31 protein-coding genes are annotated in these 26,830 nt (G+C 46.2%); all 31 read left to right on the top strand.

Annotation, left to right across the window (positions count from 1 at the left end):
• Positions 1-7: 7 nt before the first annotated feature.
• The 31 genes from ACP26N_RS10225 (at position 8) to ACP26N_RS10075 (ending at position 26,747) form a co-directional block, all read left to right on the top strand.
• Positions 8-1,180 (top strand): flagellar hook-length control protein FliK, encoded by a 1,173-nt coding sequence (locus tag ACP26N_RS10225; protein ID WP_426353772.1) that lies wholly within the window; start codon positions 8-10, stop codon positions 1,178-1,180.
• Positions 1,173-1,643 (top strand): flagellar hook capping FlgD N-terminal domain-containing protein, encoded by a 471-nt coding sequence (locus ACP26N_RS10220; RefSeq protein ID WP_131502582.1) that lies wholly within the window; start codon positions 1,173-1,175, stop codon positions 1,641-1,643. The genes ACP26N_RS10225 and ACP26N_RS10220 overlap by 8 nt, the downstream gene beginning before the upstream one ends.
• The gene (gene flgG / locus ACP26N_RS10215; protein WP_014970679.1) at positions 1,643-2,539 is read left to right on the top strand and encodes a flagellar basal body rod protein FlgG; all 897 of its coding nucleotides are present in this window, start codon (positions 1,643-1,645) and stop codon (positions 2,537-2,539) included. Before ACP26N_RS10220 ends, flgG begins: the two co-directional genes overlap by 1 nt.
• Positions 2,536-2,772 carry a flagellar FlbD family protein gene (locus ACP26N_RS10210; protein ID WP_026828015.1) on the top strand — a complete coding sequence of 79 codons (237 nt, stop codon included), beginning with the start codon at positions 2,536-2,538 and terminating at the stop codon, positions 2,770-2,772. Before flgG ends, ACP26N_RS10210 begins: the two co-directional genes overlap by 4 nt.
• Positions 2,747-3,196, top strand: a complete 450-nt coding sequence (locus tag ACP26N_RS10205; RefSeq protein WP_026828016.1) for a flagellar basal body-associated FliL family protein — start codon at positions 2,747-2,749, stop codon at positions 3,194-3,196. The genes ACP26N_RS10210 and ACP26N_RS10205 overlap by 26 nt, the downstream gene beginning before the upstream one ends.
• A 9-nt stretch (positions 3,197-3,205) precedes the next feature.
• Complete coding sequence (fliM, locus tag ACP26N_RS10200) at positions 3,206-4,189, top strand: flagellar motor switch protein FliM (protein ID WP_012370738.1); 984 nt, start codon at positions 3,206-3,208, stop codon at positions 4,187-4,189.
• A gap of 1 nt (position 4,190) precedes the next feature.
• Positions 4,191-5,321, top strand: coding sequence for a flagellar motor switch phosphatase FliY (gene fliY, locus ACP26N_RS10195; RefSeq protein WP_131502580.1), 1,131 nt, complete (start codon positions 4,191-4,193; stop codon positions 5,319-5,321).
• 12 nt (positions 5,322-5,333) lie between these two features.
• Positions 5,334-5,699 (top strand): response regulator, encoded by a 366-nt coding sequence (locus ACP26N_RS10190; RefSeq protein WP_026828018.1) that lies wholly within the window; start codon positions 5,334-5,336, stop codon positions 5,697-5,699.
• Between the two features lie 14 nt (positions 5,700-5,713).
• Complete coding sequence (locus ACP26N_RS10185; RefSeq protein ID WP_251138584.1) at positions 5,714-6,190, top strand: flagellar biosynthetic protein FliO; 477 nt, start codon at positions 5,714-5,716, stop codon at positions 6,188-6,190.
• Positions 6,187-6,855: a flagellar type III secretion system pore protein FliP gene (fliP, locus tag ACP26N_RS10180; RefSeq protein ID WP_114595506.1), complete on the top strand. Its 669-nt coding sequence runs from the start codon at positions 6,187-6,189 to the stop codon at positions 6,853-6,855. Before ACP26N_RS10185 ends, fliP begins: the two co-directional genes overlap by 4 nt.
• A gap of 11 nt (positions 6,856-6,866) precedes the next feature.
• Positions 6,867-7,139, top strand: a complete 273-nt coding sequence (gene fliQ, locus ACP26N_RS10175) for a flagellar biosynthesis protein FliQ (RefSeq protein ID WP_012370733.1) — start codon at positions 6,867-6,869, stop codon at positions 7,137-7,139.
• Positions 7,136-7,903, top strand: coding sequence for a flagellar biosynthetic protein FliR (gene fliR / locus ACP26N_RS10170; protein ID WP_114595507.1), 768 nt, complete (start codon positions 7,136-7,138; stop codon positions 7,901-7,903). Before fliQ ends, fliR begins: the two co-directional genes overlap by 4 nt.
• A gap of 1 nt (position 7,904) precedes the next feature.
• Positions 7,905-8,996: a flagellar biosynthesis protein FlhB gene (flhB, locus tag ACP26N_RS10165; protein ID WP_131502578.1), complete on the top strand. Its 1,092-nt coding sequence runs from the start codon at positions 7,905-7,907 to the stop codon at positions 8,994-8,996.
• A 14-nt stretch (positions 8,997-9,010) separates the two neighbouring features.
• Positions 9,011-11,035: a flagellar biosynthesis protein FlhA gene (gene flhA, locus ACP26N_RS10160; protein ID WP_131502577.1), complete on the top strand. Its 2,025-nt coding sequence runs from the start codon at positions 9,011-9,013 to the stop codon at positions 11,033-11,035.
• 3 nt (positions 11,036-11,038) lie between these two features.
• Positions 11,039-12,106 (top strand): AAA family ATPase, encoded by a 1,068-nt coding sequence (locus tag ACP26N_RS10155; protein ID WP_188004504.1) that lies wholly within the window; start codon positions 11,039-11,041, stop codon positions 12,104-12,106.
• Entirely contained in the window at positions 12,103-12,957 is an 855-nt protein-coding gene (locus ACP26N_RS10150) for a MinD/ParA family protein (RefSeq protein WP_131502575.1), read from the top strand. Before ACP26N_RS10155 ends, ACP26N_RS10150 begins: the two co-directional genes overlap by 4 nt.
• A gap of 21 nt (positions 12,958-12,978) precedes the next feature.
• Positions 12,979-14,967: a chemotaxis protein CheW gene (locus ACP26N_RS10145; RefSeq protein ID WP_426353771.1), complete on the top strand. Its 1,989-nt coding sequence runs from the start codon at positions 12,979-12,981 to the stop codon at positions 14,965-14,967.
• 11 nt (positions 14,968-14,978) lie between these two features.
• Positions 14,979-15,407 carry a chemotaxis protein CheW gene (locus ACP26N_RS10140; protein ID WP_026828027.1) on the top strand — a complete coding sequence of 143 codons (429 nt, stop codon included), beginning with the start codon at positions 14,979-14,981 and terminating at the stop codon, positions 15,405-15,407.
• Complete coding sequence (locus ACP26N_RS10135) at positions 15,400-16,008, top strand: chemotaxis protein CheC (RefSeq protein WP_114595514.1); 609 nt, start codon at positions 15,400-15,402, stop codon at positions 16,006-16,008. Before ACP26N_RS10140 ends, ACP26N_RS10135 begins: the two co-directional genes overlap by 8 nt.
• Complete coding sequence (locus ACP26N_RS10130; protein WP_131502573.1) at positions 16,001-16,483, top strand: chemotaxis protein CheD; 483 nt, start codon at positions 16,001-16,003, stop codon at positions 16,481-16,483. Before ACP26N_RS10135 ends, ACP26N_RS10130 begins: the two co-directional genes overlap by 8 nt.
• 13 nt (positions 16,484-16,496) lie before the next feature.
• Complete coding sequence (locus ACP26N_RS10125) at positions 16,497-17,270, top strand: FliA/WhiG family RNA polymerase sigma factor (protein ID WP_114595516.1); 774 nt, start codon at positions 16,497-16,499, stop codon at positions 17,268-17,270.
• Positions 17,271-17,281: 11 nt separating this feature from the next.
• Positions 17,282-17,737: a hypothetical protein gene (locus ACP26N_RS10120; RefSeq protein ID WP_426353769.1), complete on the top strand. Its 456-nt coding sequence runs from the start codon at positions 17,282-17,284 to the stop codon at positions 17,735-17,737.
• 129 nt (positions 17,738-17,866) lie between these two features.
• Complete coding sequence (rpsB, locus tag ACP26N_RS10115) at positions 17,867-18,601, top strand: 30S ribosomal protein S2 (RefSeq protein ID WP_012370721.1); 735 nt, start codon at positions 17,867-17,869, stop codon at positions 18,599-18,601.
• Positions 18,602-18,683: 82 nt separating this feature from the next.
• Complete coding sequence (tsf, locus tag ACP26N_RS10110; protein ID WP_114595518.1) at positions 18,684-19,565, top strand: translation elongation factor Ts; 882 nt, start codon at positions 18,684-18,686, stop codon at positions 19,563-19,565.
• Between the two features lie 110 nt (positions 19,566-19,675).
• A complete protein-coding gene (gene pyrH, locus ACP26N_RS10105; protein ID WP_026828033.1) occupies positions 19,676-20,395 on the top strand; it encodes a UMP kinase in 720 nt (239 codons plus the stop codon).
• 1 nt (position 20,396) lies between these two features.
• Positions 20,397-20,954, top strand: coding sequence for a ribosome recycling factor (frr, locus tag ACP26N_RS10100; protein WP_114595519.1), 558 nt, complete (start codon positions 20,397-20,399; stop codon positions 20,952-20,954).
• A gap of 83 nt (positions 20,955-21,037) precedes the next feature.
• On the top strand, positions 21,038-21,775 hold the full coding sequence (locus ACP26N_RS10095) for an isoprenyl transferase (RefSeq protein WP_131502571.1): 738 nt from the start codon (positions 21,038-21,040) through the stop codon (positions 21,773-21,775).
• A 19-nt stretch (positions 21,776-21,794) separates the two neighbouring features.
• Positions 21,795-22,595: a phosphatidate cytidylyltransferase gene (locus ACP26N_RS10090; protein ID WP_131502570.1), complete on the top strand. Its 801-nt coding sequence runs from the start codon at positions 21,795-21,797 to the stop codon at positions 22,593-22,595.
• Between the two features lie 12 nt (positions 22,596-22,607).
• Positions 22,608-23,762, top strand: a complete 1,155-nt coding sequence (locus tag ACP26N_RS10085; protein ID WP_131502569.1) for a 1-deoxy-D-xylulose-5-phosphate reductoisomerase — start codon at positions 22,608-22,610, stop codon at positions 23,760-23,762.
• A gap of 13 nt (positions 23,763-23,775) precedes the next feature.
• Complete coding sequence (gene rseP / locus ACP26N_RS10080; protein WP_188004501.1) at positions 23,776-25,017, top strand: RIP metalloprotease RseP; 1,242 nt, start codon at positions 23,776-23,778, stop codon at positions 25,015-25,017.
• A gap of 29 nt (positions 25,018-25,046) precedes the next feature.
• Positions 25,047-26,747, top strand: coding sequence for a proline--tRNA ligase (locus tag ACP26N_RS10075; protein ID WP_426353766.1), 1,701 nt, complete (start codon positions 25,047-25,049; stop codon positions 26,745-26,747).
• The last annotated feature ends 83 nt before the right edge of the window (positions 26,748-26,830 follow it).

The raw sequence follows: 26,830 nt of genomic DNA, 5'->3' as shown, positions 1-26,830 counted from the left end.
AAATAAAATGAACTTGACGACGGATGTACAGCAAGCACAAACAGCTAAACCGGTTACGAAGTGGAACGGGAAAGAGCTCCCGGCGAATGGCGTTGGAAATTTTGCTTCGTTACTTCAATACTTAGTGCAACCTCTAGCTGAGGGCGTACAGAATCCTTCACTGGATCAACAGACAATACCAACTGAAGGGGAGACGAATCTTGAAGTCAAACCGCTGTTGGAACAATTGACCGCACAGCCGGAAAAAGTCTTAAAACTTTTGGAGCAACCCGAAGTAGAAGGTATGATACATGATCCAAAAAAAGCGACGGAGCTGATTCAGTTCATCAAGATGATACAAGACGGACAACAAGGACAAGCGATGGAGTTATTCGAACAATTTCCTGTCTCGGTCCAACAAGTACTCGCAGCGGCCGTTTCAACTGTCATCGGAGTCGATAAGGAAAATGTGAAATCAAATGAATTACCGGTCGGAATGAATACTCCGGTTATACGGATGACTGACACTCCAGGAATTGCCTTGTCAGCTCCACCGGTGAGTAATCCCACGTTGGTTGATTCTACAGGCATCAAAAAAGATGCAGTTGTGACTCCGTTTTCGAACCGTCTTGTACTTCCTGAACAAAATACACCAACACTGAAAACAAGTGTCATGACTAAAAAGGTGATTGAATCCATTCAGATAGCTGCTGATCCGGAAGGGAAAGACCAACCATCAGCACTAACCGGTTTGAAATTTGAACGAATGAACAGTGCATTAGGAGTAGGCGTTCGGCCATCCGTCATGCAGCCAAGTGTCAATGATCAACTCACGTCACGGATTGAAGCGGCGATGAAACAAGCACCATTTTTAAAAGGCGCGGACGGTTCGACAAGGATGTCCATCCGATTATATCCAGAACAGTTGGGTGAGGTCGTCGTCCAATTGGATAAAAAAGATGGTTTATTGACGGTAAAGCTTTTCGCAGCGACGGAACAAGCGAAACAAATGCTGGATCAGCAACTAGGAAAGTTACATACTTCGTTGCAGCCGCAAGCACCATTCGTCAAAGTCGAAACCGGGATGTTAGCATCGAGTGTCAAAGACTTTGAACAAGGTTTACCGCAAGAACGACGAGAGCGTCAGCAAGAAGAACCTGCACCGTACGAAGAAGAACTAGAGGAGGATGAAGATGACTGAATCCATCAAAAATGATGCGTCGTCCTATCAGTTACCGGAGAAAACGAAAGTACCATCCAGTAACTCGATGGACAAAGACATGTTCATGAAAATCCTGATTGCCCAACTGTCCAATCAAGATCCGACGGCACCGATGGAAGACAAGGAGTTCATTTCGCAGATGGCTCAGTTTTCTTCTCTTGAACAGATGCAAGCGATTGGAAAAGGGATGGATACGATGATGCTCAATCAGCATGCGGCGGCTCTGATGAACTATAGTAATTTGATTGGAAAAAGTGTCAGCTATGAAGGTGAGACTGTCACGAAAGATGCGACAGGAGCAGATGTAACATCGACCGGTAAAGTGACGGCAAACGTCCTCAGTGTAAAGCGTGACGGGGTCGATGTCATTGCCGAGTTATCGAACGGAAAAAGTGTCAGTGTCTACGAATTGACTGAAATTAAAACAAAGGAGGAAAAATAATGTTACGTTCAATGTATTCAGGAATCAGTGGGTTAAAGAACTTCCAAACAAAGTTAGACGTCGTCGGGAATAACATCGCCAACGTTAATACATTTGGTTATAAAAAAGGCCGTGTCACGTTTAAGGATCTTGTCAACCAATCAGTTGGTTCCGCATCAGGTAATGGTGGAGGTGTCGGTGGGACAAACCCGAAACAGGTAGGACTCGGGGCCTCGATGTCAACGGTCGATAACGTTTACAATCAAGGAGCGTTACAAAATACAGGTCGAACGCTTGATGTCGGGATTTCCGGTGAAGGATTCTATCAAGTCTTAACGGCAGACGGTGTGCGTTATTCTCGTTCCGGTAACTTTTATACAGATCTTCAAGGGAATATCGTAACGGGAGATGGAAATTATCTCGTAGGATTGTCTGATCCACCGCCTGCCAACCCTGGACAGCCACCTGCCGATCAAGCAAACCTACCTGCCAACCAATACGATGCTCAAGGTCAAATCACAAACAAAGTAAATAATGGCTACATGAAGTTACAAATTCCGACAGGAGCACAGAACCTTGCAATCGGAAAAGATGGACTAGTCACGTTTGTCGATGGAACGGGTAACTTGCAACGAGTTGGTTACGTATCAATGGCTAATTTTGCTAACCCGGGTGGTCTTGAAAAATCAGGAGTGAACTTATTTGCCGCTTCTCAAAACTCGGGTATCGCAGCGACTGGAACGCCAAGCACAAACGGTCTTGGTCAATTAACATCCGGAACACTTGAAATGTCAAACGTCGACTTATCGGAAGAGTTTACGGAAATGATCATCGCCCAACGCGGATTCCAGGCGAACACCCGGATCATTACAACATCAGATCAGATTTTAGAAGAACTCGTTAACTTGAAACGATGATTACTTTAACGACATTACGTGAAACACCGCTTGTCTTAAATGCAATCTTAATCGAAGCGGTCCGGTCGACACCCGATACGACGATCCAGTTGGTCGGGGGACAGACTTATGTCGTCAAAGAAACATTGGAAGAGGTAAAAGCAGCCACAATCGATTTTTACCGACAAGTCGGTTTAACGGGCTTGAACAGTGCTAGGAGGCTCGAAGATGGCAGAAGAAAAGAAGAAGAGTAAGTTGAAATTACCACTCATCATGGTCGTCGTCGCGATTATGATGGTAGGCGCGGGCTACATGCTTTCAAAATATTTGTTAACGAGTGATCCGACCGAAGCGAAAGTCGAACAACCGACAGGAGCGGAACTCGAAGAGCGAAGTTTTCAAACAGATGATTTAACGACGAACATTGCAGACGAACGATTCTTAAATGTTCAGTTTACAATCGTCACGGATGACGCGGCGACGCGGGAAGAACTGGAGTTACGCAAGTTTCAAATCAACAATATCATCTTAGGGGATTTAGCTTCGATGAAAAAACAAGATTTAGATTCTAAACAAGACATGGCGAAACTCGAAGAAAAATTACGGGGGCAATTTAAAAAGCTCCTGCAAGAAGGCGATGTTCAACGTGTCTACACGACGAAAAAAATCATCCAGTGAGGTGGCCGCATGAGCGAAGTATTATCACAACATGAAATTGACGCCCTGCTATCAGCCATTTCAAGCGGAGATATGGAAGTCGAGGAAATACGCAGTCAAGAAGAAGAACGTCGTGTGAAAGTCTATGACTTTAAACGGGCGTTGCGATTCTCAAAAGACCAGATGCGGAACTTAACGCGGATTCATGAACAATTCGCCCGAGTCTTGACGACCCATTTCTCAGCACAGCTTAGAACATACGTCCAGTTTACGGTCAATACGGTCGAACAGCTGCCTTATGATGAATTCATTCATTCCATTCCGAACATGACCTTGATTAATTTAGTGAATCTTCATCCGTTAGACGGACGGGTCATCTTCGAAGTGAATCCGAACATCGCGTATGCGATGCTCGATCGATTGCTCGGCGGACCGGGTGAAGGCATGAATAAGATTGAGAACTTGACGGAAATCGAAACCCGGATCTTGACGCAGTTATTCAAACGCGCCTTTGTTCAATACGGGGCAGCGTGGGAATCGATTGCCGAAATCGAAGCCGAGTATGATGATTTGGAAATCAATCCACAATTTCTTCAACTCGTCTCACCGAATGAAACGGTCATTCTCGTCTCGATTTACGTGACGGTCGGAGAAGTAAGCGGAACGCTTAATGTCTGTCTGCCGTTCGTGACACTCGAACCAATCATTCCGAAACTTTCGAGTCACTTTTGGATGCAACAAGAGAAACGAAAGTCAGCCGATAACCAAGAGTCAGAACATATGCAAACACAGTTGATGGGATCAATCGTCGATTTGAAAGCAGTGCTCGGCCAGACGGAACTTTCGTTTGGAGAATTGTTACACCTCGAGGTAGGCGATTGCCTGTCCCTCCAGACACGTACATCCGATCCGGTTGAATTGTTCGTCGATGATCGGAAAATGTTCAAAGCGCGGCCTGGTCTGAACGGGAAGCATCTCGCTTTACAAGTCTTACAACGAATTGAGGAGGAATAACATGAGCGATATGCTTTCGCAAGATGAAATCGATGCATTATTACGTGGAACCCCATCGGCTGAAGAACCAACCGATACCCAATCAACAGACGATTTACATCAATTGGATGAGATGGAAATTGATGCGCTTGGAGAAGTCGGGAATATCTCGCTAGGGAATTCCGCGACGGCTCTGTCCGCGTTATTGAATCAAAAAGTCGAAATCACGACACCACACGTGCGGATGATTACGATGGAAGAATTGCGGAGTCGTTATCCGATTCCCCACGTCGCCCTTCGTGTCGGATATACAGAAGGATTCAAGGGAGAAAACGTTTTAATTTTGACACAACGGGATGCTTCCGTCATTGCGAATTTGATGATGGGCGGCGATGGTGTCGTTGACGAGAGTCTTGAAATGGAACCGATTGCGTTATCTGCCGTCCAGGAAGCGATGAACCAGATGATGGGAGCGGCTGCGACCTCAATGTCGACCGTTTTCTCAATGCGTATCGATATCTCGCCTCCAGCGGTCGAAGTTTTTGATTTCTCGCAAGAAAAAAGTATCGTGGATAGCTTCTCGTTATGGGAAAGCATGGTCATCATCGAGTTTGATTTGAAGATCGGAACGCTGATCGATTCAAAAATCGTACAATTGGCACCACTTGAATTTTCCAAACAACTGATTCAGAAATTATTCAGTGCCAGTACGACAACGACCGAACCGGCACCCACAGCTCAAGTCCCTACACCAGAACCGGTCCGGGAACAGCCGGCCGCGCCACAGCCACAACCGGAACCCCGGTATGAAGCACCGCCGGAATACAAAAAAGAGCCGGTTGGTGTCAGTCCTGTCCAATTCGGTCAGTTCTCTGAAGTGCAACAAGAAGGTCCGCCCGGAAATATTGGCATGCTCTACGATGTACCATTGAATGTCACAGTCGAACTGGGACGGACACGCCGGTCAGTCCGGGACATTTTGGAACTGACGCAAGGTTCAATCATTGAACTGGATAAATTAGCAGGAGAACCCGTTGACGTGTTCGTCAATAATACATTGATTGCAACGGGTGAAGTCGTCGTCATCGAAGAAAACTTCGGTGTCCGGATTACAGAGATTGTCAATAAAAAAGAACGTCTGCGGATGTTCTAAGGAGGAAATAGGATGAGTGCAAAAGTTTTGATTGTAGATGATGCAGCTTTCATGAGAATGATGATTAAGGAAATTTTATCGAAGAACGGCTATGACGTCGTCGGTGAGGCGGAAAACGGACGTGAAGCAGTTTCGAAATATAAAGAGTTAGCGCCGGATCTCGTCACACTTGATATCACGATGCCGGAAATGGACGGGATTTCAGCATTAAAAGAAATCAAAGCCTTTAACCCGGCTGCCAAAGTCATCATGTGTTCTGCAATGGGACAACAATCGATGGTCATCGATGCGATTCAAGCCGGAGCAAAAGACTTCATCGTTAAACCGTTCCAGGCAGACCGTGTACTCGAAGCCGTTTCGAAAACCATTTCATCATGAGAAGACTGACCTGTTTGACCTGTCTTCTCCTGTTCCTGCTGACGCATCAGGTCGGTGCCGAAACAGTGGAAGAGAAGCTCAACCCATCTAAGAAAAATGAACCTACAACACAACAGGTCGACGGGTCATCGACAGTCGTCACGGTCGTAAAAATCGTCGTGACACTCGCAGTTTTGATTGGTGGATTCCTTCTTGCCGTCCGTTTCATCAATGAACGGACAAAGGGAGTCCGTCAATCGAGCCGACTGTCGCATCTCGGTGGTGTCCCGCTTGGCAAAGATCGATCCGTTCAGCTCGTGAGGGTTCACGGTAAGATTTATGTTGTCGGTGTCGGTCAGAACGTTGAACTGCTTGATACGATTGAAGAAGACGACGAATGGTTAGCAACGGATACATCCGACAGCCTACCACATCCGTCAGCCGCATCCCCGTTTCTGGAATCATTTAAGCAACAGCTCGATCAGTTCCAGAAGAAACGAGGACGGTCATGACGACGATTGAAAACTTGATTTCCTTGGATACGCCGTCCGGGACGGCGACTTCCATCAAATTACTGGTCTTACTTACGCTTTTATCATTAGCACCGTCGTTACTGATTTTGATGACTTGTTTCACACGCGTCATCGTCGTCTTATCCTTTGTTCGTTCTGCTTTAGGAACACAACAAACACCGCCTAACCAACTGCTCGTCGGACTGGCGTTATTCATCACATTGTTCGTTATGGCACCTATTTTAACAGAATTGAACACGACGGCATTACAACCGTACATGGACGACAAAATCAGTCAAGAGGAAGCCTTTGATCAAGCCGGAGGAACGATGAAACGTTTTATGTCTCAATACACGCGGAGCAATGACTTAGAACTGTTTTTGAAGTATGGCAATTACGAGAAGCCCGAGAAGGTGGAAGATATTCCGCTCGTCGCGTTAGTACCGGCCTATGCCATCAGTGAGTTAAAGACGGCGTTTCAAATCGGATTTATGATTTTCATTCCGTTCCTCGTCATCGATATGGTCGTTTCGAGTGTCTTGATGTCGATGGGGATGATGATGTTACCACCGGTCATGATTGCCTTACCGTTTAAATTATTATTGTTCATTTTAGTAGATGGTTGGCATTTGATTGTCGAATCACTACTCGTCAGCATGCGATAGGGAGGGACGACATGACGCAGGAAATGATTATTCAATTAGCCAGTTCGGCCGTCTGGACCTTGTTAAAGGTGTCAGCTCCGCTCTTGCTCGTCTCACTCGTCGTTGGACTTCTCGTCAGCATCTTGCAGGCGACGACTCAAATTCAAGAGCAGACCTTATCGTTTGTTCCGAAGATTGTTGCCGTTTTTTTAGCACTCGTCTTTTTTGGACCATGGATCATGGAAGAACTCAAAACGTTTACGATTGAAATCTTCAAACAGATTGCCGAGGTTTCGCGGAAATGACGTTACTGTCCTTTGTCAGTGTTTTTTTACTTGTATTTGGCCGACTTGTTGGATTTTTAGTGGCTGCTCCTTTGTTTTCATCGAAGCAGTTACCCGCTCAGCATAAGTTGGCAATTGCTGCAGGACTTGCCTATTTTGCCAGTTACGCGGTCAAGACAACGGTTCAAGTCGATGACATCGATTTCTTTTTTCGAATGGGAACAGAAGTCATCATTGGGCTCGCCCTCGGTTTGCTCGCCAGTTTTTTACTGTATGCGCCACAAATGGCCGGATCAATCATTGATTTACAGATGGGGCTGGCGATGGCTTCCGCATATGATCCGATGTTTGGTGGTCAATCGCCGATCGTCGGTCGATTTTTTTACATGTTGACACTGCTCGTGCTGCTGGCGTCAGATATGCATTTGATTTTACTGGATGGCATCTATACGAGTTTTAAAATCTTTCCGCCCGGCAGTGCGATTAACGTTTCCGGAGAAGCCGGCATGAGCTTAGTCGTTCGTGTCGTCGGGCTCGCGATGCTCACGGCTCTTCAAATGGCGATGCCACTTGTGGTTGCCTTGTTTTTAGTCGATTTGGCGCTTGGTTTTTTAGCGAAAACCGCACCCCAGTTCAATATTTTTGCGATTGGATTTTCCGTCAAGTTATTGATGGGTTATGCGATTTTGTTTTTACTCGCCGGAGCGACCATTACCGGGATTTCCCGATTTGTTCCCTTATTACAAGACGTACTGTCCGATGCGATTCAATTACTAGGAGGTTGAGATGAAAAAATACACATTAACGCTTGACCTCCAGTATTTTGCGGGCGAAAAGACGGAAAAGGCATCACCCCGAAAACGTGATGACTCTCGGAAAAAAGGTCAGGTCGCAAAGTCGGCTGATTTAACGAGCAGTTTGATGTTGTTCGGAATGTTCTTGATTCTATTTTTCTTTGGTCCGTTTTTAGGGAAACGGTTCGTCATGGTATTAGAAGATGGGCTGAGCGCCCAAACGGTTTTAGTCGCTGTCGAAGAAGGACGCGTCCAGGAAGTCATGATTGAAATGCTGGTCCAAATGAGTATTCTTGTTGCACCATTCTTTCTGACGGCTGTCGTCATCGGCATTTTAGGGAATTTTGTACAAATCGGAGCATTGCTTAGCACCGAATCGATTCAACCGAAACTCGACCGGATCAATCCGTTGCAAGGCGTCAAACGAATCGTCAGCATGAAAGCATTAATTGAATTCTTAAAATCTGTTTTTAAATTACTTGTCATCGGTGTGACGAGCGGAACTGTCTTATGGAATAACAAAGTAGAAATTTCACGTTTGACGTCAGAACCGATTGGTGACGCCTTGGCGATTATCGGTCATCTGACGTTCCTGTTAGGGATTTCGGTCAGTATTGCGTTGATTGTCCTTGCTGTACTCGATTTTGCATATCAAAAATTTGATTTTGAAAAGTCGATTCGGATGAGTAAACAAGACTTAAAGGATGAGCATAAGAATACGGAAGGTGACCCGCAAATCAAAGGGAAAATTAAACAGCAACAACGGGAGATGGCGATGCGGCGGATGATGCAAGAAATACCGAATGCCGATGTTGTCATTACGAACCCGACCCATTACGCCGTAGCGATTCAATATGATGACGGCAAACATGCCGCACCCATTGTCGTCGCCAAGGGAGTGGATGCTGTCGCATTCCGGATTCGGGAGAAGGCGACAGCAGCTGAGATCCCGATTATTGAAAATAGACCGCTCGCACGAGCATTATTCGCAAAATCAGAAATAGGAATGGCAGTGGATGAATCATTTTATCAGGCACTCGCTGAAACACTCGCCTTTGTCTATCAAATGAAACAAGCGAAATGAAAGGATGAAGCATCATGACTATTTCAACACGAGATTTATCTGTCCTGCTAGGCGTCATTATGATTGTCTTCATGCTCGTCATTCCACTGCCAGGATTTTTACTCGATTTTCTCATTATCATCAATATTTTAATTGCCTTAATGGTCTTACTTGTCGCAATGAACGCGAAAGAAGCATTGGAATTTTCCGTTTTCCCGACACTCTTACTGATTGTGACTTTGTTCCGATTGGCATTGAACGTCTCGACGACCCGTGCGATTCTCTCGAACGGGAACGGTGGAGAAGTCATTGAAGCATTTGGTAGTTTCGTTGTCGGCGGAAACGCCCTGGTTGGATTCGTCGTCTTCTTGATTCTCGTATTGATTCAGTTTTTGGTCATCACGAAAGGATCAGAGCGGGTATCGGAAGTGTCGGCCCGTTTTACGCTTGATGCCATGCCCGGAAAACAGATGGCGATTGATGCCGATTTGAATTCCGGTATGATTGACGAATTACAGGCCCGGACACGCCGCCAAAAAATTCAATCGGAAGCCGATTTTTACGGAGCAATGGATGGAGCTTCGAAATTCGTCAAAGGAGACGCGATTGCCGGAATCATCATCGTCATCATCAACTTGATTTTCGGAATGATCATCGGTGTCGTGCAACAAGGGTTACCAATGGGGGAATCTGTCAAGCTGTATACGCTGTTAACCGTCGGTGACGGTCTTGTCAGTCAAATCCCGGCCTTATTGATTTCTGTTGCAACCGGAATCATCGTTACCCGCTCGACTTCTGACGGTAACTTAGGAGAAGACATCATCGGTCAGCTCTCACGGACACCGCTCCTCGTCATGATTGGAGCCGGTGCAATCTTCCTGCTAGGACTTTTTACAGCAATTCCCGATTACGTGACGATTCCTGTCGCGGCTGCAGCGGCTTTCTTCGCTTGGCGATTGACACGAACGTCAAAAGCAGCACAAGAAGAAGTGGCTGTCGAAGAAGCACCAACTGAAAATCTGCGATCTAGCGAATCGGTCATTTCCCTCTTGAACGTCGATACAATTGAGTTTGAATTTGGCTATGGTTTGATCCCGCTCGCAGATGAAGCACAAGGTGGGGATTTACTCGACCGGGTCGTCATGATCCGGAGACAGTTGGCACTTGAACTTGGATTCGTCTTACCGACAGTCCGGATTCGTGACCATCTGCAACTTCCACCGAACCACTACCGGATAAAAATCCGTGGAAGTGAGATGGCAACCGGCGAACTGTTACTCGATCATTACCTGGCAATGAGTCCGGGAGTGGATGATCCGGAAATCCAAGGTATCGAGACGGTTGAACCCGCGTTTGGGATGCCGGCCTTATGGATTGACGAACGGACGAGAAGCCGAGCAGAGATGTCCGGCTATACAGTCGTCGACCCGCCATCTGTTGTCGCAACACATTTGACAGAGCTTCTGAAAAAACACGCGGCCGATTTACTCGGTCGGGAAGAGACAAAACAACTGGTTGATCATTTAAAAGAATCGCATCCGATTTTAGTCGACGAAGTGACACCACAATTGTTGTCGATCGGCGAGCTACAAAAAGTGTTCGTGCAGTTGTTAAAAGAAAAAATTTCGATTCGAAACTTACCGCTCATCTTTGAGACATTGGCCGATTATGCTGCCGTGACGAAAGATAGTGATTTGTTGGCTGAATATGTCCGTCAAGCATTGGCTCGACAAATTACGGAACAAGTCTTACAAGGAGACGTCTTACACGTTGTGACGGTATCGAGTGAACTGGAGATGGAGATCCAGTCAGCGATTCAAAAAACGGAGTTCGGCAATTATTTGGCGCTTGATCCGGATAAGGCAACACGTTTCATCGAGTCACTAAATGAATTGACGGCAGAATTCGAACGATACGGAGCTCAGCCAATCGTTTTGGCATCGCCAAGTATTCGGATGTTTGTTCGTCAATTAACAGAACGTTATTTCCCGGATGTGCCTGTTCTGTCTTATAACGAACTGATTCCGACCATTGAAGTCAAGAGTATTGGGGTGATTTAACACATGATGGTAAAACGAATTATCGCAAATTCTGTCAGCGAAGCGATGGAACTGGTTAAACAAGACTTAGGAAATGATGCCATCATTTTGAACACACGGCAGATCAAAGTGGGCGGTTTGTTCGGCTTGTTTGCACAAAAAAAAGTGGAGCTCGTCGCCTCAGTCGAAGAACATCCGGTCGAAAAAACAACACAGCCTGTAAAACGGGTCTCGGATGAGCTACAACCAACTAAATCAGTCGTTCAAAGTCACCCATCAATGATGGAGCCGCTTAGCCCGAAGATTGTCTCGTTCAGTTCACGGCGGTTGCCGGAAGCGCTTAGCTCATACGAAGTCTTGCTCGCTGAACCTGCCCTGCAACATGAAGCGGAGGCACTCTATGATTTATTAGTGTCAACTTACTACAAGACCAATGATGTGAGACAGGTCGAACAAGCCTTCATCACGACTGTGACTGCTCCTATTCAAGTCACGACGGCAACTTCCCGTTTCATCATGGTGACCGGACCAACGGGAGTCGGAAAAACGACGACCCTTGCCAAACTGGCTGCTTATTACCGTCTCACGAAACAACAAACCGTTGGATTGATTACGACGGATACATATCGGATTTCAGCCATCGAACAATTACGGACTTATGCCGACATCATCGATATTCCGTTACACGTCGCCTATGATTTACAAGAATTCGAACAAGCGAAAGTCGACTTATCCGACTGTGACGTTATCCTAATCGACACGGCGGGAAGAAATTTTCTTGACGCGGGTTATGTCGAACAGTTAAAAAAGCGGCATGATTTTTCAGAGACAGATGTATTTCTTGTACTCAGCTTAACGTCGAAGTACCGCGATTTAGAACAGATTCAACAACGGTTCGATCAAGTACCGTTGTCCGGATTCATTTTTACCAAAGCCGATGAGACAACAGATTTGTGGTCGATTTACGGACTTACGAAAAAGACACAGTTGCCTGTGTTTTGTCTGACGACCGGACAAGAAGTACCTGAAGACATCATCTGGCCGACAAGTGCAGAAGTTTCCCGAATGATTGTAGAAAGAGGGTTAAGATGATGCCAGAGGATCAGGCACGAGCGTTAAGATCAAAAGTTTCCGTACGGCAGACCAAAACCATTGCCATCGTCAGCGGTAAAGGTGGGGTCGGAAAAACGAATGTCGCGGTGAATCTGGGTGTCGCGTTATCGTTGCAAGCTAAAAAAGTATTAATCATTGATTTGGACATCGGTATGGCGAATGTCGGTGTGCTACTCGGAAAATCGTCGAAAGTTTCATTAATGGATTGTGTCAAGGAACGGTCACCCTTGACACAAGCGGTCGTCGAAGCGACGCCGGATCTGCATTTCATTCATGGCGGGAGCGGATTCACAGAACTGATGGATCTGACGGATCATGATGTCGAATTCATGATGAGCGAGTTTCGGTTTTTCTATGAATATGATTTCGTCTTACTTGATCTAGGTGCCGGAGCGACACATCAGACTTTTGATTTCATCAGTAGTGCGGATGAAGCATGGCTGGTCGTGACGCCTGAACCGACGTCGATCATGGACGGATATGCTTTCGTCAAACTTGCGCATCACCATGCAAATGAACTTCCTGTCGCTGTCATCGTCAATCGGGCAACGAACGGACAAGAAGCGCTTGAAACGTTTGACCGGCTACAACAGGTCAGTCAGAACTTTTTGGGAAAATCGTTGCGCTTCGTCGGTTTTTTGCCGGATGATCCGACTGTCATGAAGGCAGTCAAAGCCCAACGACCATTTTATGTATTTGATCGGACGAGTGATGTCAGTTGGCGACTTGATCATATCACGACATCGCTGACAGGACTTCAGGTCCAGGAACAGAAATTTTTAGACCGGTTACTGAATCGTTTGAAAAAACGGCATAGCCGTGTCCGCTAACCATAAAGGAGGATACGTTCCATGGATTTAAATGAATATTTAGGATTGTTTCTTGATGAATCGATTGAACATTTACAAGCCATTAACTCGAGTTTGCTGATTTTTGAACAACGACTCGACGATGAAGCCGTTATCGATCAAATTTTCCGATCCGCTCATACTTTAAAAGGGATGGCCGGAACAATGGGGTATGATGCCATTGCCGATTTAACACACGAAATGGAAAGTGCACTTGATTTAGTCCGTTCGAAGACACAACCTGCTACACCCGAATTAATTGATGTACTATTTGTCGCAGCTGAACAGTTAGAAACGATGGTCGAGGATATCAGTCAAGGTGGTACCGGGAAGCTGGATGTAGCAACAACCGTCGTTCGTTTGAAACAGTTTATCAATAAGGATTCGGAACCAGGTCAGGATACGGACAAACCTGCAGCAACAGTCGTGAAAAACTTTGAGTGTGATGTCTACTCTGAGTCGGTTGTCCGTCAATCGATGGCTTCCGGTTATCAAGCCTATGTCATTACGGTGGAGTTATCGGCGGATGTCATTTTGAAGGCAGCCCGGGTGTATATGGTATTTGACCGGTTGCAAAACCTCGGGGATGTCATCTTGTCGAATCCGACTTCGGATGAACTGGAACAGGAACAATTCGAGACCCGTTTTGATGTCTTGTTCGTGACGATGAAATCTGCTGAAGACATTCAAGGTGAAATCAAAGCCGTTTCGGAAGTCGCTCAAGTGTTGATTCAGCCATTCGAAGTGCCGGTCGAACCAGCAGCAGCGGCGACATTGCTTGAGCCGGTTGAAACGCCGGTCGTCAGTCCGGCAACGGATACTTCGAACGAGACGCAAACACCGGTTGCGGCAAAAACGATTCGTGTCAACCTCGAGCGGATTGATCGATTGATGAATCTGTTTGAAGAATTCATCATCGATCGTGGACGTCTCGAGCGGATTGCGGCAGAAGCCGGTTCTTCTGATTTGACGGAGACGGTTGAACGGATTAAACGCGGAACAAATGAACTGCAGTCACTGGTCCTGACGTTACGGATGATGCCAATCGAACAAGTCTTCAATCGTTTCCCGCGGATGGTACGTTCGGTATCGAAAGATGTCGGCAAAAACATCAAGCTCCACATTACAGGAGCAGAAACGGAACTCGACCGGACGGTCATTGATGAAATTGGGGATCCACTCGTCCACTTGATTCGAAATGCGGTCGACCATGGAATTGAAAGCAAAGCCGACCGGATTTTAGCCGGGAAAGCAGTTGAAGGAAATCTTTCCCTCCGGGCCTATCATTCCGGAAACCGTGTTTTCATTGAGATTGAAGATGATGGCGCAGGAATCAATCAGGAACGGGTGACAAAAATCGCCCTTGAAAAAGGATTGTTGACGGAAGAAGAGGCGGCGATGTTGACGCCGGAAGAAGCGGCAATGTTATTGTTCGCGCCTGGATTCTCGACGGCAGAAACCGTCACCGACTTATCAGGTCGTGGTGTCGGGCTGGACGTCGTTAAATCGAAAATTGAATCGCTCGGTGGAGAAGTCTTCGTCGAGACGAAACGCGGAGAAGGAACGATTTTCAGAATCAGTTTACCGCTGACGTTATCGATTATTTCTGCGATGCTCGTCAAGTTGGGAGAAGAAACGTATGCCATCCCGTTAACAGCCATCCTTGAAACGACATCGCTGAAGCAGGACGCCATTTTACAAGCCCACCGGGAAAAGGTATTCGATTTCCGTGGCCAGCTTGTTCCATTGATTTCATTAAATCAAGTATACGGATTACCACATGTGGAGGCAGATGCCTATTCTGTCGTCGTCGTCCGAAGTGGTGAGAAATTAGCAGGGTTGATAGTCTCAGAACTGATAGGACAACAGGAAATCGTCATGAAACCGTTAGGCAGTTATCTTGAGGGGATTCGTGCGATTTCAGGTGCGACGATTCTGGGTGACGGACAAGTTGCGTTAATCATTGACAGCAATGCACTGTTACGAAAGTGAGGGAATGAAGAATGGAACAAAAATGGGTCGTCTTTCAATTAGAAGAAAATGCATATGGAATTGATGTGCAATCGGTTCGTTCAATCGAACGTGTCATTCCGATCACACGTATCCCCAATGCCGCATCCTATGTCAAAGGTGTCATTAACTTACGCGGAGTCGTTACACCCGTGATTGATTTGCGGACGCGTTTAGGATTTGAGGCCGTCGAAGAAACAGAAGAAACGCGTATCATCATCGCAACACTGGAACATGGAGATGCAGGATTCATCGTGGATTGTGCAAATGAAGTCGTTGAAGCAGCAGATGTCCGGATTGAACCGCTGGCAGATTCAAAACAAGATGAGACAAACTATTTAACAGCCATCGCTAAAGGGGAAGACCAACTGTTCTCTTTACTCGAACCAAACCGTTTATTTGAAGAGATTATCCATGCTTAATCGAATGGAACAGGATGTCTTTCGAGAAATTGGTAATATCGGGGCAGCACATGCGGCAACCGCTTTATCCACGTTGCTGGGACAACCGGTTGAAATCGAAGTCCCTTCAGCGGACTTGGAAGGGTTCTCGACCATCATTGAGAGGGTCGGAGGTGCTGAAGCCTACACAGCAGGAGCACTCCTTCGGTTTTCTGGGGATATTAAAGCATCCTTATTATTTTTAATGCCGCTCAAGGATGCTGAGAAACTCGTTTCGCAGTTATTGCAACAGCCATTTCAATTTTTTTCGGAGCACCATGCGCTTGGTGTTTCGGCATGGGAAGAGATCGGGAATATCTTAATCGGCGCTTATGCCCGCTCGATTTCCGATTGGCTGGATTTATCCGTCCATGTCACGGTCCCGGCCTCTGCTTTTGATATGGTAGGAGCAATTTTGGAAGTTGCCTTACTTGAGTCAACAAAATTTGGTAACATGGCAGTATACATCGATACACGTTTATCCAGTTCAGGTAATGATTTGAATGGTCATTTATTGTTACTACCTGAAGAAGGTGCCTTTGATTCGGTCTTTCAACGATTGGGTGTGGATATTGATGGATGAAGTCGTTCGGATTGGAATTGCAGAATATGCAGTCAGCCAAAAACCAATCATTCTTCGGACGGCTGGTTTAGGTTCTTGTGTCGGTGTCATTATCTACGATCAAGAGCGTGGACTGTCGAGTATGGCACACGTGATGTTACCGGACTCGGCAATCAGTCGGAATATCGCACTGGAAATCGGAAAGTTCGCCGATACGGCCGTCGTCGAGTTGACACGCCGTCTTCGTCATAGTGGAGCAATTCGTCTCCGGGCAAAAATTGCCGGTGGTGCACAAATGTTTCAATTTAAATATGAACACGAATCGATGCGAATCGGTGAACGAAATATTGCGGCGGTAAAATTGGCTTTACGAAAAGCGAACGTCCCACTCGTTGCGGAAGACGTTGGTGGAACAAATGGTCGAACGATCGAGTTCCATTCTCAGACTGGACGGTTAGTCATCCGGACAGTCAACGTCGGAACGCTGGAAATTTAGAGGAGGAATGGTCATGCGTGAGGAATTACAACAACTTTGGAATCAATGGCTATCGACGCGTGATGTAGCGGTAGCTGACCAGTTACTGCTAAATTATGAACCTCTTGTGCACTACCACGTTCAGCGTCTCAGCGCGACACTTCCGAAGAGTGTCGATCGTGATGAATTAAAAAGTCTTGGGATGATGGGATTGTATGATGCTCTTCAAAAATTCGACCAAAATCACAATAATAAATTTGATACGTATGCAGCATTTCGTATTCGCGGCGCCATTTTAGACGGCTTACGAAAAATTGATTGGTTACCCCGGTCGTTACGGGAAAAATCAAAGCGGGTCGAAGCTGCTGTCGAGATTTTAGAACAAAGTCTTCAACGGACCCCGACGATTGATGAAGTTTCATCGATTGTTGATATGAACCCGGAAGAAGTCAAGACGGCACTTGCTGAGAGCTATTTTGCGAATATTCTATCGATCGATGAAGCAGTGACGCTTCAAGACGAAGGAAAAGCGATGGCCGTTTCCTATCTGGATCCAGATGCAGCGACACCTGAGGATACACTTTTGATGCGCGAGCTGATTTCGAAGCTTGCCGAAGAAGTGGAGCAATTGTCCGAGAAGGAACAATACGTTGTGTCCCTCTTTTACTTTGAAGAACTGACATTGACGGAAATCGGGGAAGTACTTGGCCTATCTACTTCACGAATTTCACAGATTCATTCGAAAGCGCTCCGAAAACTGAAACAAGCGTTAGGAAGTGCTTATCTTTCTGACCGCGTCGCGATGTGAAAGGACATACCATGACACTTTTTTATATTTTGCTAGCAGCACTCATTTGTTACGGTCTTTTGTTATTATTTAAGCAACAAGCGCTTTTGAAGGACCGCGTTACACATCTTGAACGACAGAAGCAGGAAACGGAAGAAATTCTGTTACAATTCATGCAACAGGTGAATGAGCTGACGGAAGGGGAGGTAAGATCCCGCCCGTCGACTCCTGTCGAACAAGAATGGAAAGGCGAAATCATTGTAGCTGAAGAATCAGAGCGACCCGATTATTCTTCTGAACCGGTCAAAGTATTTTCAAAAGAAGACAAACCGGACGACCGGGTGGAAGAATCGCCTGTGTTGGATGTTAAAGATCAACTCGAAAAAGGTGCTGATTTAGATCAATTGGCACGTTCACTGAACCGGGGAGCCGGAGAAGTGGCCTTGATTGCTAAACTTTCTCAGAAAACGAAGGTTGCCCGGCGTTAAACTTTATGCTATATTAGTCTACGGTGTTAATTACGCACGCATGTATCGCCGGCTGCGGTGCCTTTAATAGGTTAGCTGGAACAACGATCATCGCGGAGGACATCCAAAACCCAAAAGGAGGAATTCATCATGGCAGTAATCTCGATGAAACAATTGTTAGAAGCTGGTGTACACTTCGGTCACCAAACACGCCGTTGGAACCCAAAAATGGCAAAATACATCTTCACAGAACGTAACGGAATCTACATCATTGACCTACAAAAAACGGTTAAAAAAGTAGACGAAGCTTACAACTTCATCCGTGAAGTAGCGTCTGAAGGCGGAAACGTTCTTTTCGTTGGTACGAAAAAACAAGCTCAAGACACTGTGAAAGAAGAAGCGATCCGTGCTGGTCAATACTTCATCAACGAACGTTGGTTAGGTGGAACACTCACGAACTTCTCTACAATCAAAAAACGTATCAACCGTTTAAAACAACTCGAAAAAATGGAAGAGAACGGTACATTCGAAGTTCTTCCTAAAAAAGAAGTCATCATTCTTAAAAAAGAAATGACTCGTCTTGAGAAATTCCTCGGCGGTATCAAAGATATGCCAGGCGTTCCAGATGCACTCTTCATCGTTGACCCACGCAAAGAGCGTATCGCGATTGCAGAAGCACACAAACTCAACATCCCAATCGTTGCGATCGTTGACACAAACTGTGATCCGGACGAAATCGACTACGTCATCCCAGCAAACGACGATGCGATCCGTGCAGTCAAATTGCTTACTGGTAAAATGGCTGACGCAATCCTCGAAGTTAAACAAGGCGAAGATAACGTAGCACCTGAAACTACTGAAGAAGTAGTAGCAGACGCTGAGTAATTCGTGATGCCAGGTGATAAAGGGAATTGACCTTTTATCACCTTTTTTTTGAAAATAAGGACGTTATAAGGAGGAATATCGAATGGCTATTACAGCAGCTATGGTAAAAGAACTTCGTGAAAAAACTGGTGCAGGGATGCTTGACTGCAAAAAAGCACTCGTCGAAGCTGATGGGGACATGAACGCAGCAATCGACTTCTTGCGTGAAAAAGGAATCGCTAAAGCAGCAGCTAAAGGCGACCGGATTGCAGCAGAAGGTTTGACAGCTGTCGCAGTTAACGGCAACAAAGCAGCACTTGTTGAAATCAACTCAGAAACAGATTTCGTTGCGAAAAACGAACGTTTCCAATCACTCGTTCAAAACATTGCAGATGCAGTACTCCGCAATGGTTCTGAAACGGCTGAAGCAGCACTTGCTTCTGAATACGAAGCAGGAAAAACAATCGACACATACATCTCAGAAGAAGCATCAACAATCGGAGAGAAAATTTCACTTCGTCGTGTAGCGCTCTTCGCTAAAGAAGACAACGCAGCATTCGGTTCTTACCTCCACATGGGTGGTCGTATCGGTTCTGTCGTCGTCGTCGAAGGCACAACAGACGAAACTGTTGCAAAAGATATCGCAATGCACATTGCTGCAGCGCGCCCACTTTACGTCGACCGTTCTTCTGTCACAGAAGAAGAAAAAGCACGTGAAGAAAAAGTTCTTACAGAGCAAGCACTCAACGAAGGCAAACCTGCTAACATCGTTGAGAAAATGATTGCTGGTCGTATGAACAAATTCTACGAAGAAATCTGCCTCGTTGACCAAACATTCGTCAAAGATCCAGACTTCAAAGTTGGTAAATATGTAGAATCTAAAGGCGGAAAAATCGTTTCATTCGTACGCTTCGAAGTTGGAGAAGGTATGGAGAAACGTGAAGAAAACTTCGCTGAAGAAGTAATGAACCAACTTAAAAAATAAGAATCAGGATTTCCTGATGACAAGAGAAGGAACACGTATGCTTCAATCCACTTTCGTGTGGAAGTGGGTCGTGTTCCTTTTTTACGGAATTTAGCAAGGGGGACATAGTCATGCAACCGAAATATAACCGGATTGTGTTAAAATTGAGCGGAGAAGCGCTCGCAGGAGATCAAGGGTTCGGAATTCATCCTGGGATTGTCAATTCGATTTCGAATCAAATTAAAGAACTAGTCGAATTGAACGTAGAAGTCGCAGTCGTCGTAGGTGCAGGAAACATTTGGCGCGGTAAGACGGGAGCGGAGCTTGGGATGGACCGGGCAAATGCCGATTATATGGGGATGCTTGCGACCGTCATGAACTCGCTCGCTTTACAAGATAGCCTGGAATCCGTTGGTGTCGAAACACGTGTTCAGACGTCGATTGAAATGCGACAAGTCGCTGAACCATACATCCGCCGTCGGGCAATGCGTCATCTTGAAAAAGGACGGGTTGTTATCTTTGCAGCCGGAACAGGGAATCCGTATTTCTCAACAGATACGACAGCGGCGCTTCGGGCAGCTGAAATCGAGGCGGAAGTCATCTTAATGGCGAAAAACAACGTCGATGGTGTCTACTCGGCTGATCCAAATGTTGATCCAGATGCGAAGAAATTTGAGACATTATCTTACTTGGATGTTCTTAAAGACGGTCTTCAAGTCATGGATTCAACGGCAACATCACTTTGTATGGACAATGACATCCCGCTCATCGTATTCTCGTTGATGGAAGAAGGAAACATTAAACGAGTCGTCATCGGTGATGAAATCGGGACACTTGTAAGGGGGAAATAACATGTCACAAGCAATCATGAAACAAGCAGAAGAACGGATGGAGAAAGCACATCTGTCATTGAAAAAAGAACTTGCGACGTTACGTGCAGGACGTGCGAACGTATCAATCCTTGATCCGGTTCAAGTGGACTACTATGGTTCACCGACACCACTCAATCAAGTCGCAAACGTCAACACACCGGAAGCGCGTTTGATTTTGATTACACCGTGGGATAAATCGATGGTGACAGAAATTGAAAAAGCGATTCAACGTGCAGACCTAGGGCTTGCTCCTTCTTCGGACGGGACAGTCATTCGATTAGCGATTCCACCATTGACAGAGGATCGTCGGAAAGAACTCGTGAAACTTGTCAAAAAGTACACGGAAGAAGGAAAAGTCGCTCTTCGGAACATTCGTCGTGATACGAACGAACAACTGAAAAAACAAGAAAAAGACGGCGTGTTGACTGAAGATGACCTCCGCGGTTACACAGAAGACGTTCAAACATTAACGGACAAATTCGTTAAAGTACTTGATCAAACGGCGACGGATAAAGAACAAGAAATTATGGAAGTATGACACGTAATATTGTCAGGTTGGGGACTCTTTGTCACACGAAGAGTCCCTTTCTTCTTAAACTAAACGAGGGGAGGAAGAAGTAAATGTTTCAATGGTTAAATCAGACTAAAGAAGTGATTGAACAACAAGTTCCTGAACATATTGCGATTATTATGGATGGAAACGGACGTTGGGCAAAAAAACGAGGCCTTCCCCGTATCATGGGGCATCGTGAAGGGATGAAATCTGTCCGGGAAGTTGTTCGGACGGCAAATGAATTAGGTGTGAAAAGTTTGACGTTATATGCTTTTTCAACCGAAAACTGGACGCGTCCTGAAGAAGAAGTCAGTTTCCTGATGAAACTGCCGGCCCAATTTTTAGAGTCGGATCTTAAAGATTTGAATGAACGGAACGTCAAAGTCGAAGTGGCGGGAGAAATTTCGCGTCTGCCGATTTATACACGGGAAGCCGTTCAACAAGCCAAAACGGATACAGCGGACAATACAGGACTTCGGTTGATTTTTGCCCTCAATTATGGAGGACGGGATGAAATCGTTCAAGTCATGCAAAAAATCGCTGAAAAAGTGCAAGCCGGTGTATTGCGGCCTGACATGATTACGAACGAAGTCATTGAACAAGAATTAATGACAGGTTCGATGACAGATGTCGATCTCGTCATTCGTACGAGTGGGGAACAACGACTTTCCAACTTTTTATTATGGCAAGCTGCCTATGCCGAATTTTACTTTACAGATGTCTTATGGCCCGAGTTCCGGCGTGACCAGTTCTTAGCGGCGATTGAAGACTATAATCAACGGACGCGTCGTTTTGGCGGAGTCTGACTAAACGAGGACATATCTTATGAAAACACGAATTATTACAGGAATATGGGCAGGTGCCATCTTTTTAGTATTGCTTTATCTAGGAGGACTCCCATTCCTTGCTTTCATGGCAATTTTGACAATCATCGGGTATACCGAACTGATTAAAATGCGACAATTGTCGTTCAAGTCAATTCCGGTCCTGTTGTTCGGAGCGGGAACATTACTTCCGTTCATCGGGTTGTATGAACAGGCCAGCGAACAGTCGCTGTCACTCGGGCTGTCTCCGATTGCATGGGGCATGTTAATTGTCTTGATCGGTTTATTTTGGACAGTGTTCTCCAAAAACGTATTCACCTTCGACGATGTGGCCTTTTTGCTGTTGACTGCAGTCTATGTCGGAATAGGATTCGCATCGTTTACGTACATTCGGTTGCTTGAAAACGGTTTGACGTTTTCCTTACTGATCATCTTACTGATCTGGTTCACGGATTCGGGTGCTTACTTCGTTGGGAAAAGTCTGGGGAAAACAAAATTGTGGCCAGCCATCAGCCCCAATAAAACAGTTGAAGGAGCACTCGGTGGTGTCGTTCTTGCGATCGTACTCGGAGTGGTGTTTGAACTGATTCACCCGACAGTCGGTCTCGGAACTGTCGTATTGTTGGCACTGATCGTTGCCGTCGTCGGTCAATTAGGCGATTTAGTCCAGTCAGCGTATAAACGTCATTATGGCGTAAAAGATTCCGGAGCATTATTACCCGGACACGGTGGGATTCTTGACCGGTTCGACAGTATGATCATTGTCTTTACCGTTCTGATTGTACTCGGTATATTCGGATAAGGAGGAAAAAGGATGAAACAGGTTAGTATCATTGGGGGAACTGGATCAATCGGGACCCAAACGTTAGATGTCATCGCAGCAAATCCAGACCGTTTCCAACTGGTCAGCTTTGCGTTCGGGAAAAACATCGAGGTTGCCTTACCCTGGCTGAATCGTTTACGTCCGGAGCTGGTAGCTGTCTTAGACGAGACAGTAAAAGAACAACTCGAAGCTGTTCTTGATTACGCGCCAACAGTGCTCGTCGGTGAAGAAGGATTGATTGCTGTCGCAACAGCAGAACAAGCGGATATCGTCATTACAGCCGTCGTCGGTGCCGTCGGGCTTCGTCCTACGCTTGCCGCCATTGAAGCGGGAAAAGCGATCGGGTTGGCAAACAAAGAAACACTAGTGACAGCCGGACACCTCGTCATGAAAAAAGCACGTGAAAAAGGTGTCGCTATTCTTCCGGTCGATAGTGAACATGCCGCGATTTTCCAATGTCTGAATGGCGAACGTCGCCAAGACGTCCGACAAATCATCTTAACCGCATCCGGCGGCAGTTTCCGTGATCAAACACGGGAACAGTTGGCAAACGTAACAGTCGAGCAGGCGCTAAACCATCCGAACTGGTCAATGGGGGCCAAAATTACGATTGATTCGGCGACGATGATGAACAAAGGATTTGAAGTCATCGAAGCGCACTGGTTGTTTGATGTCACGTACGATGAAATCGATGTCGTCCTTCACCGGGAATCCATCATCCACTCGATGGTCGAATTCAATGATGGTGCGGTTATGGCGCAACTCGGGATGCCGGATATGCGTGAACCGATTCAATATGCCCTTACATATCCGTCCCGCCTTGAAATCAAAGGGGGAGAACGGTTAAACTTAAAACAAATCGGACGCCTGAATTTTGCGGAAGCTTCATTTGAACGTTATCCATTGCTTCGTCTTGCGTTTGAAGCAGGACGTGCGGGTGGATCGATGCCTTCCGTGCTCAATGCTGCGAACGAACAAGCTGTTGACCGTTTTTTAAAAGGGGAAATCAGCTTTTTAGAAATTGAAGCGAGCGTCGAGGCGGCTCTTCAAGCACATGAAAACATCGAAGATCCGTCTTTGGACCAGATTTTAGAGTCGGATCGTTGGGCCCGTGCGTTTGTTGCGTCCCTCTCACTCGCTAATTAAGGATGGGATAACAATGACGACCTTTATATCAATCGTATTGATGTTCGGTGTACTTGTTGCCGTGCATGAATGGGGTCATCTCGTCATGGCAAAACGGGCAGGAATCCTCTGTCGCGAATTCGCCATCGGATTTGGTCCGAAAATTTTTTCTTTTTTCAAAAATGAGACGTTGTACACGATTCGCCTGTTACCAATTGGTGGATATGTCAAAATGGCCGGGGAAGAACCGGAATTCGTTGAAGTCAAACCGGGTCAAACAATCGGCTTGGGACTTCGTGACGGTATCATTGAGACGATGTATTTGGATGCGTCCCGTCCGGAGGCGGATCAAGTCGTAACCGTCGAAAAAATTGATTTATTGCATAAGCTAGAAGTCATCGCCTTACAAGATGAAGTATCGGCACGTTACCCTGTCTCGAAGACGGCATTTCTTGTCGAAGGACAAACCAAAACTCAAATCGCGCCATACGATCGAACGTTTGGATCAAAATCCGTTTTCAAACGTGTCCTAGCCATTGCGGCAGGTCCGGCCATGAACTTTGTTCTCGCGTTTGTTATCTTGTTCGGCTTAGCATTGTATAATGGTTCACCGACCGGAGAAAGTGTCATTGGAACGGTGCAAAAAGAATCTCCGGCTGATAAGGCAGGTCTTGTCGAAGGAGACCGGATTGTTTCCGTCAATGGAACAGAAACGGATAAATGGACGGATTTACGGGCCGGGTTCCAAGATCAGGCCGGAAAAAAGACAACCGTCGTCTACGAACGAGATGGTCAGGAGCAAACGACGTCCATCACACCGAAGGTACAACAGCAAGGTGATCAAAAAGTTGGAATCATTGGTGTGACGAATGAGACAGAAAAATCATTTGGAACAGCCTTACAGACAGGTATTTCCGAAACATGGCGGATGTCGACATTGATCGTCGGAGCTGTCGGAGATCTCGTAACGGGTGTCGTCGGCGTCGATCAATTATCCGGTCCGGTCGGAATCGTCAAAATGACGGATCAAGTTGCGGACAGTGGATTTTCCATGTTGCTGACATGGACTGCATTGCTTTCAGTCAACTTAGCAGTATTCAACTTATTACCACTACCTGCTTTAGACGGTGGCCGATTATTGTTCCTGTTTTTAGAAGCGTTGCGCGGGAAACCGGTCGATCCGCAAAAAGAAGGATTAGTCCATTTTGTTGGATTTGCACTTTTGATGCTCTTGATGTTGGTCGTCACATGGAACGATATCCAGAAGTTCTTTTAAATTATTAGTCAAAGGGGTTCACGACTCACATGAAACAATCCAAATTATTTATGCCTACTTTACGTGAAGTACCATCCGATGCAGAAGCCATCAGTCATCAGCTTTTGTTACGGGCAGGGTTTATGCGTCAAAATGCAGCCGGAATCTATTCGTATCTTCCACTGGCGAAACGCGTCCTGTCGAAAATCGAGACGATCATTCGTCAAGAAATGGAGGGAGCTGGTGCGCAGGAATTGTTGATGCCAGCTATTCAACCAGCAGAACTATGGGAAGAAACCGGACGCTGGGATATTTACGGTCCGGAACTGATGCGTTTGACGGACCGTCACGATCGACGGTTTGCGCTTGGTGCGACACATGAAGAGTTGATTACGTCCATCGTCCGTGATGAGCTGAACTCCTATAAAAAATTACCGGTCAACTTGTTCCAGATTCAAATGAAGTACCGGGATGAACGCCGTCCACGGTTCGGATTACTCCGTGGCCGTGAATTCATCATGAAAGATGCCTATTCGTTCCATTCGTCGCAAGAGAGTTTGGAAGAAGAATATCAAAATATGTTTAATGCCTATACAAAAATCTTCACACGTGTCGGACTCGAGTTCCGTCCGGTCGTCGCAGATTCCGGTGCGATTGGCGGTAGTGGAACACATGAATTCCATGCCTTGGCTGCTATCGGCGAAGATACGATCGTGTATTCTGATCAGTCGGATTATGCGGCGAACCTGGAGATGGCAGAATCGGTCGATCAGTACACGAAACAAGATAAAGCATCAGAAGCATTAGAAGAAGTTCACACAGGTGACGCCAAAACAATTGAAGCTGTCAGTGCAGTACTTGGATTACCGGAACAGGAGTCGATCAAAACGGTTGTCTTCAAAACGGAAGAAGGTCTTGTCATGGCGCTCGTCCGTGGTGATCATGAAGTCAATGACATTAAACTGAAGAATTACCTCGGTGCTCTCGATATTATGATGGCAACGGATGAAGAAATCGAGCAGGCACTCCATTCGACACCGGGAACGCTCGGACCGATTGGGGCCGACATGAAGGTTGTTGCGGATTATGCAGTGCGGGCATTAACAAATTCTGTTTGCGGCGCGAACAAGCCGGAAACGCATTACGTGCATGTTGAGCCAAACCGCGACTTTGAAGCAGAATACACAGATTTACGATTCGTCGAAGAAGGTGACCTCTCACCGGACGGACAAGGACACGTCAAGTTCGCTCGAGGAATCGAAGTCGGACAAGTCTTTAAACTCGGGACACGTTATTCAGAGGGCATGAATGCTACGTTCCTTGATGAAGGCGGGAAAGCCCAACCGTTGATCATGGGTTGTTACGGGATTGGTGTCTCGCGGACGATGTCTGCCGTCGTCGAGCAACATTACGATGAACGCGGCATCATCTGGCCAAAAGCCATTGCACCATTTGATGTTCATTTGATTGCCGTCAACGGTAAAAATGAAGAACAAATGCAAGTGGCGGAAACGGTCTACCATGACCTGACGGCCGCCGGATTCTCGGTTCTCTTTGACGATCGGAAAGAACGTGCCGGCGTCAAATTTGCCGACGCAGACTTGATTGGACTGCCTGTAAGAATCAATGTAGGTAAAAAAGCATCGGACGGTATCGTGGAACTGAAAGCACGACGCGGTGGAGAAGCAGAAGAAATTCAACAAGCAGATCTTCTTGAAGCTGTTCGTTCGCTTTATGAAGGTTTACAATAAGTAATGGGAACGGTCACTTTTCGTAAAGTGACTGTTTTCTTGTCTCACACCCATTCGCCCCTTGGGCAATCTGCAAGAGGAGG

Source organism: Exiguobacterium sp. R-39, from assembly GCF_049942815.1.
Lineage (GTDB): Bacteria > Bacillota > Bacilli > Exiguobacteriales > Exiguobacteriaceae > Exiguobacterium_A.
Note: the sequence above shows the minus strand (reverse complement) of the source record. Positions and strands in the feature narration are given on the sequence as shown.

What these genes read in the sequence shown, in the direction of transcription:
- ACP26N_RS10075 (WP_426353766.1), top strand. Translation starts at nt 25,047, where the DNA reads ATGAAACAATCCAAATTATTTATGCCTACTTTACGTGAAGTACCATCC.
- frr (WP_114595519.1), top strand. Translation starts at nt 20,397, where the DNA reads ATGTCACAAGCAATCATGAAACAAGCAGAAGAACGGATGGAGAAAGCA.
- ACP26N_RS10140 (WP_026828027.1), top strand. Translation starts at nt 14,979, where the DNA reads ATGGAACAAAAATGGGTCGTCTTTCAATTAGAAGAAAATGCATATGGA.
- ACP26N_RS10190 (WP_026828018.1), top strand. Translation starts at nt 5,334, where the DNA reads ATGAGTGCAAAAGTTTTGATTGTAGATGATGCAGCTTTCATGAGAATG.
- flhB (WP_131502578.1), top strand. Translation starts at nt 7,905, where the DNA reads ATGAAAAAATACACATTAACGCTTGACCTCCAGTATTTTGCGGGCGAA.
- ACP26N_RS10145 (WP_426353771.1), top strand. Translation starts at nt 12,979, where the DNA reads ATGGATTTAAATGAATATTTAGGATTGTTTCTTGATGAATCGATTGAA.
- fliY (WP_131502580.1), top strand. Translation starts at nt 4,191, where the DNA reads ATGAGCGATATGCTTTCGCAAGATGAAATCGATGCATTATTACGTGGA.
- ACP26N_RS10135 (WP_114595514.1), top strand. Translation starts at nt 15,400, where the DNA reads ATGCTTAATCGAATGGAACAGGATGTCTTTCGAGAAATTGGTAATATC.
- rpsB (WP_012370721.1), top strand. Translation starts at nt 17,867, where the DNA reads ATGGCAGTAATCTCGATGAAACAATTGTTAGAAGCTGGTGTACACTTC.
- ACP26N_RS10130 (WP_131502573.1), top strand. Translation starts at nt 16,001, where the DNA reads ATGGATGAAGTCGTTCGGATTGGAATTGCAGAATATGCAGTCAGCCAA.
- ACP26N_RS10220 (WP_131502582.1), top strand. Translation starts at nt 1,173, where the DNA reads ATGACTGAATCCATCAAAAATGATGCGTCGTCCTATCAGTTACCGGAG.
- ACP26N_RS10090 (WP_131502570.1), top strand. Translation starts at nt 21,795, where the DNA reads ATGAAAACACGAATTATTACAGGAATATGGGCAGGTGCCATCTTTTTA.
- pyrH (WP_026828033.1), top strand. Translation starts at nt 19,676, where the DNA reads ATGCAACCGAAATATAACCGGATTGTGTTAAAATTGAGCGGAGAAGCG.
- ACP26N_RS10155 (WP_188004504.1), top strand. Translation starts at nt 11,039, where the DNA reads ATGATGGTAAAACGAATTATCGCAAATTCTGTCAGCGAAGCGATGGAA.
- fliR (WP_114595507.1), top strand. Translation starts at nt 7,136, where the DNA reads ATGACGTTACTGTCCTTTGTCAGTGTTTTTTTACTTGTATTTGGCCGA.
- ACP26N_RS10225 (WP_426353772.1), top strand. Translation starts at nt 8, where the DNA reads ATGAACTTGACGACGGATGTACAGCAAGCACAAACAGCTAAACCGGTT.
- tsf (WP_114595518.1), top strand. Translation starts at nt 18,684, where the DNA reads ATGGCTATTACAGCAGCTATGGTAAAAGAACTTCGTGAAAAAACTGGT.
- fliQ (WP_012370733.1), top strand. Translation starts at nt 6,867, where the DNA reads ATGACGCAGGAAATGATTATTCAATTAGCCAGTTCGGCCGTCTGGACC.
- ACP26N_RS10125 (WP_114595516.1), top strand. Translation starts at nt 16,497, where the DNA reads ATGCGTGAGGAATTACAACAACTTTGGAATCAATGGCTATCGACGCGT.
- ACP26N_RS10095 (WP_131502571.1), top strand. Translation starts at nt 21,038, where the DNA reads ATGTTTCAATGGTTAAATCAGACTAAAGAAGTGATTGAACAACAAGTT.
- ACP26N_RS10120 (WP_426353769.1), top strand. Translation starts at nt 17,282, where the DNA reads ATGACACTTTTTTATATTTTGCTAGCAGCACTCATTTGTTACGGTCTT.
- fliP (WP_114595506.1), top strand. Translation starts at nt 6,187, where the DNA reads ATGACGACGATTGAAAACTTGATTTCCTTGGATACGCCGTCCGGGACG.
- fliM (WP_012370738.1), top strand. Translation starts at nt 3,206, where the DNA reads ATGAGCGAAGTATTATCACAACATGAAATTGACGCCCTGCTATCAGCC.
- flgG (WP_014970679.1), top strand. Translation starts at nt 1,643, where the DNA reads ATGTTACGTTCAATGTATTCAGGAATCAGTGGGTTAAAGAACTTCCAA.
- ACP26N_RS10085 (WP_131502569.1), top strand. Translation starts at nt 22,608, where the DNA reads ATGAAACAGGTTAGTATCATTGGGGGAACTGGATCAATCGGGACCCAA.
- ACP26N_RS10210 (WP_026828015.1), top strand. Translation starts at nt 2,536, where the DNA reads ATGATTACTTTAACGACATTACGTGAAACACCGCTTGTCTTAAATGCA.
- rseP (WP_188004501.1), top strand. Translation starts at nt 23,776, where the DNA reads ATGACGACCTTTATATCAATCGTATTGATGTTCGGTGTACTTGTTGCC.
- ACP26N_RS10150 (WP_131502575.1), top strand. Translation starts at nt 12,103, where the DNA reads ATGATGCCAGAGGATCAGGCACGAGCGTTAAGATCAAAAGTTTCCGTA.
- flhA (WP_131502577.1), top strand. Translation starts at nt 9,011, where the DNA reads ATGACTATTTCAACACGAGATTTATCTGTCCTGCTAGGCGTCATTATG.
- ACP26N_RS10205 (WP_026828016.1), top strand. Translation starts at nt 2,747, where the DNA reads ATGGCAGAAGAAAAGAAGAAGAGTAAGTTGAAATTACCACTCATCATG.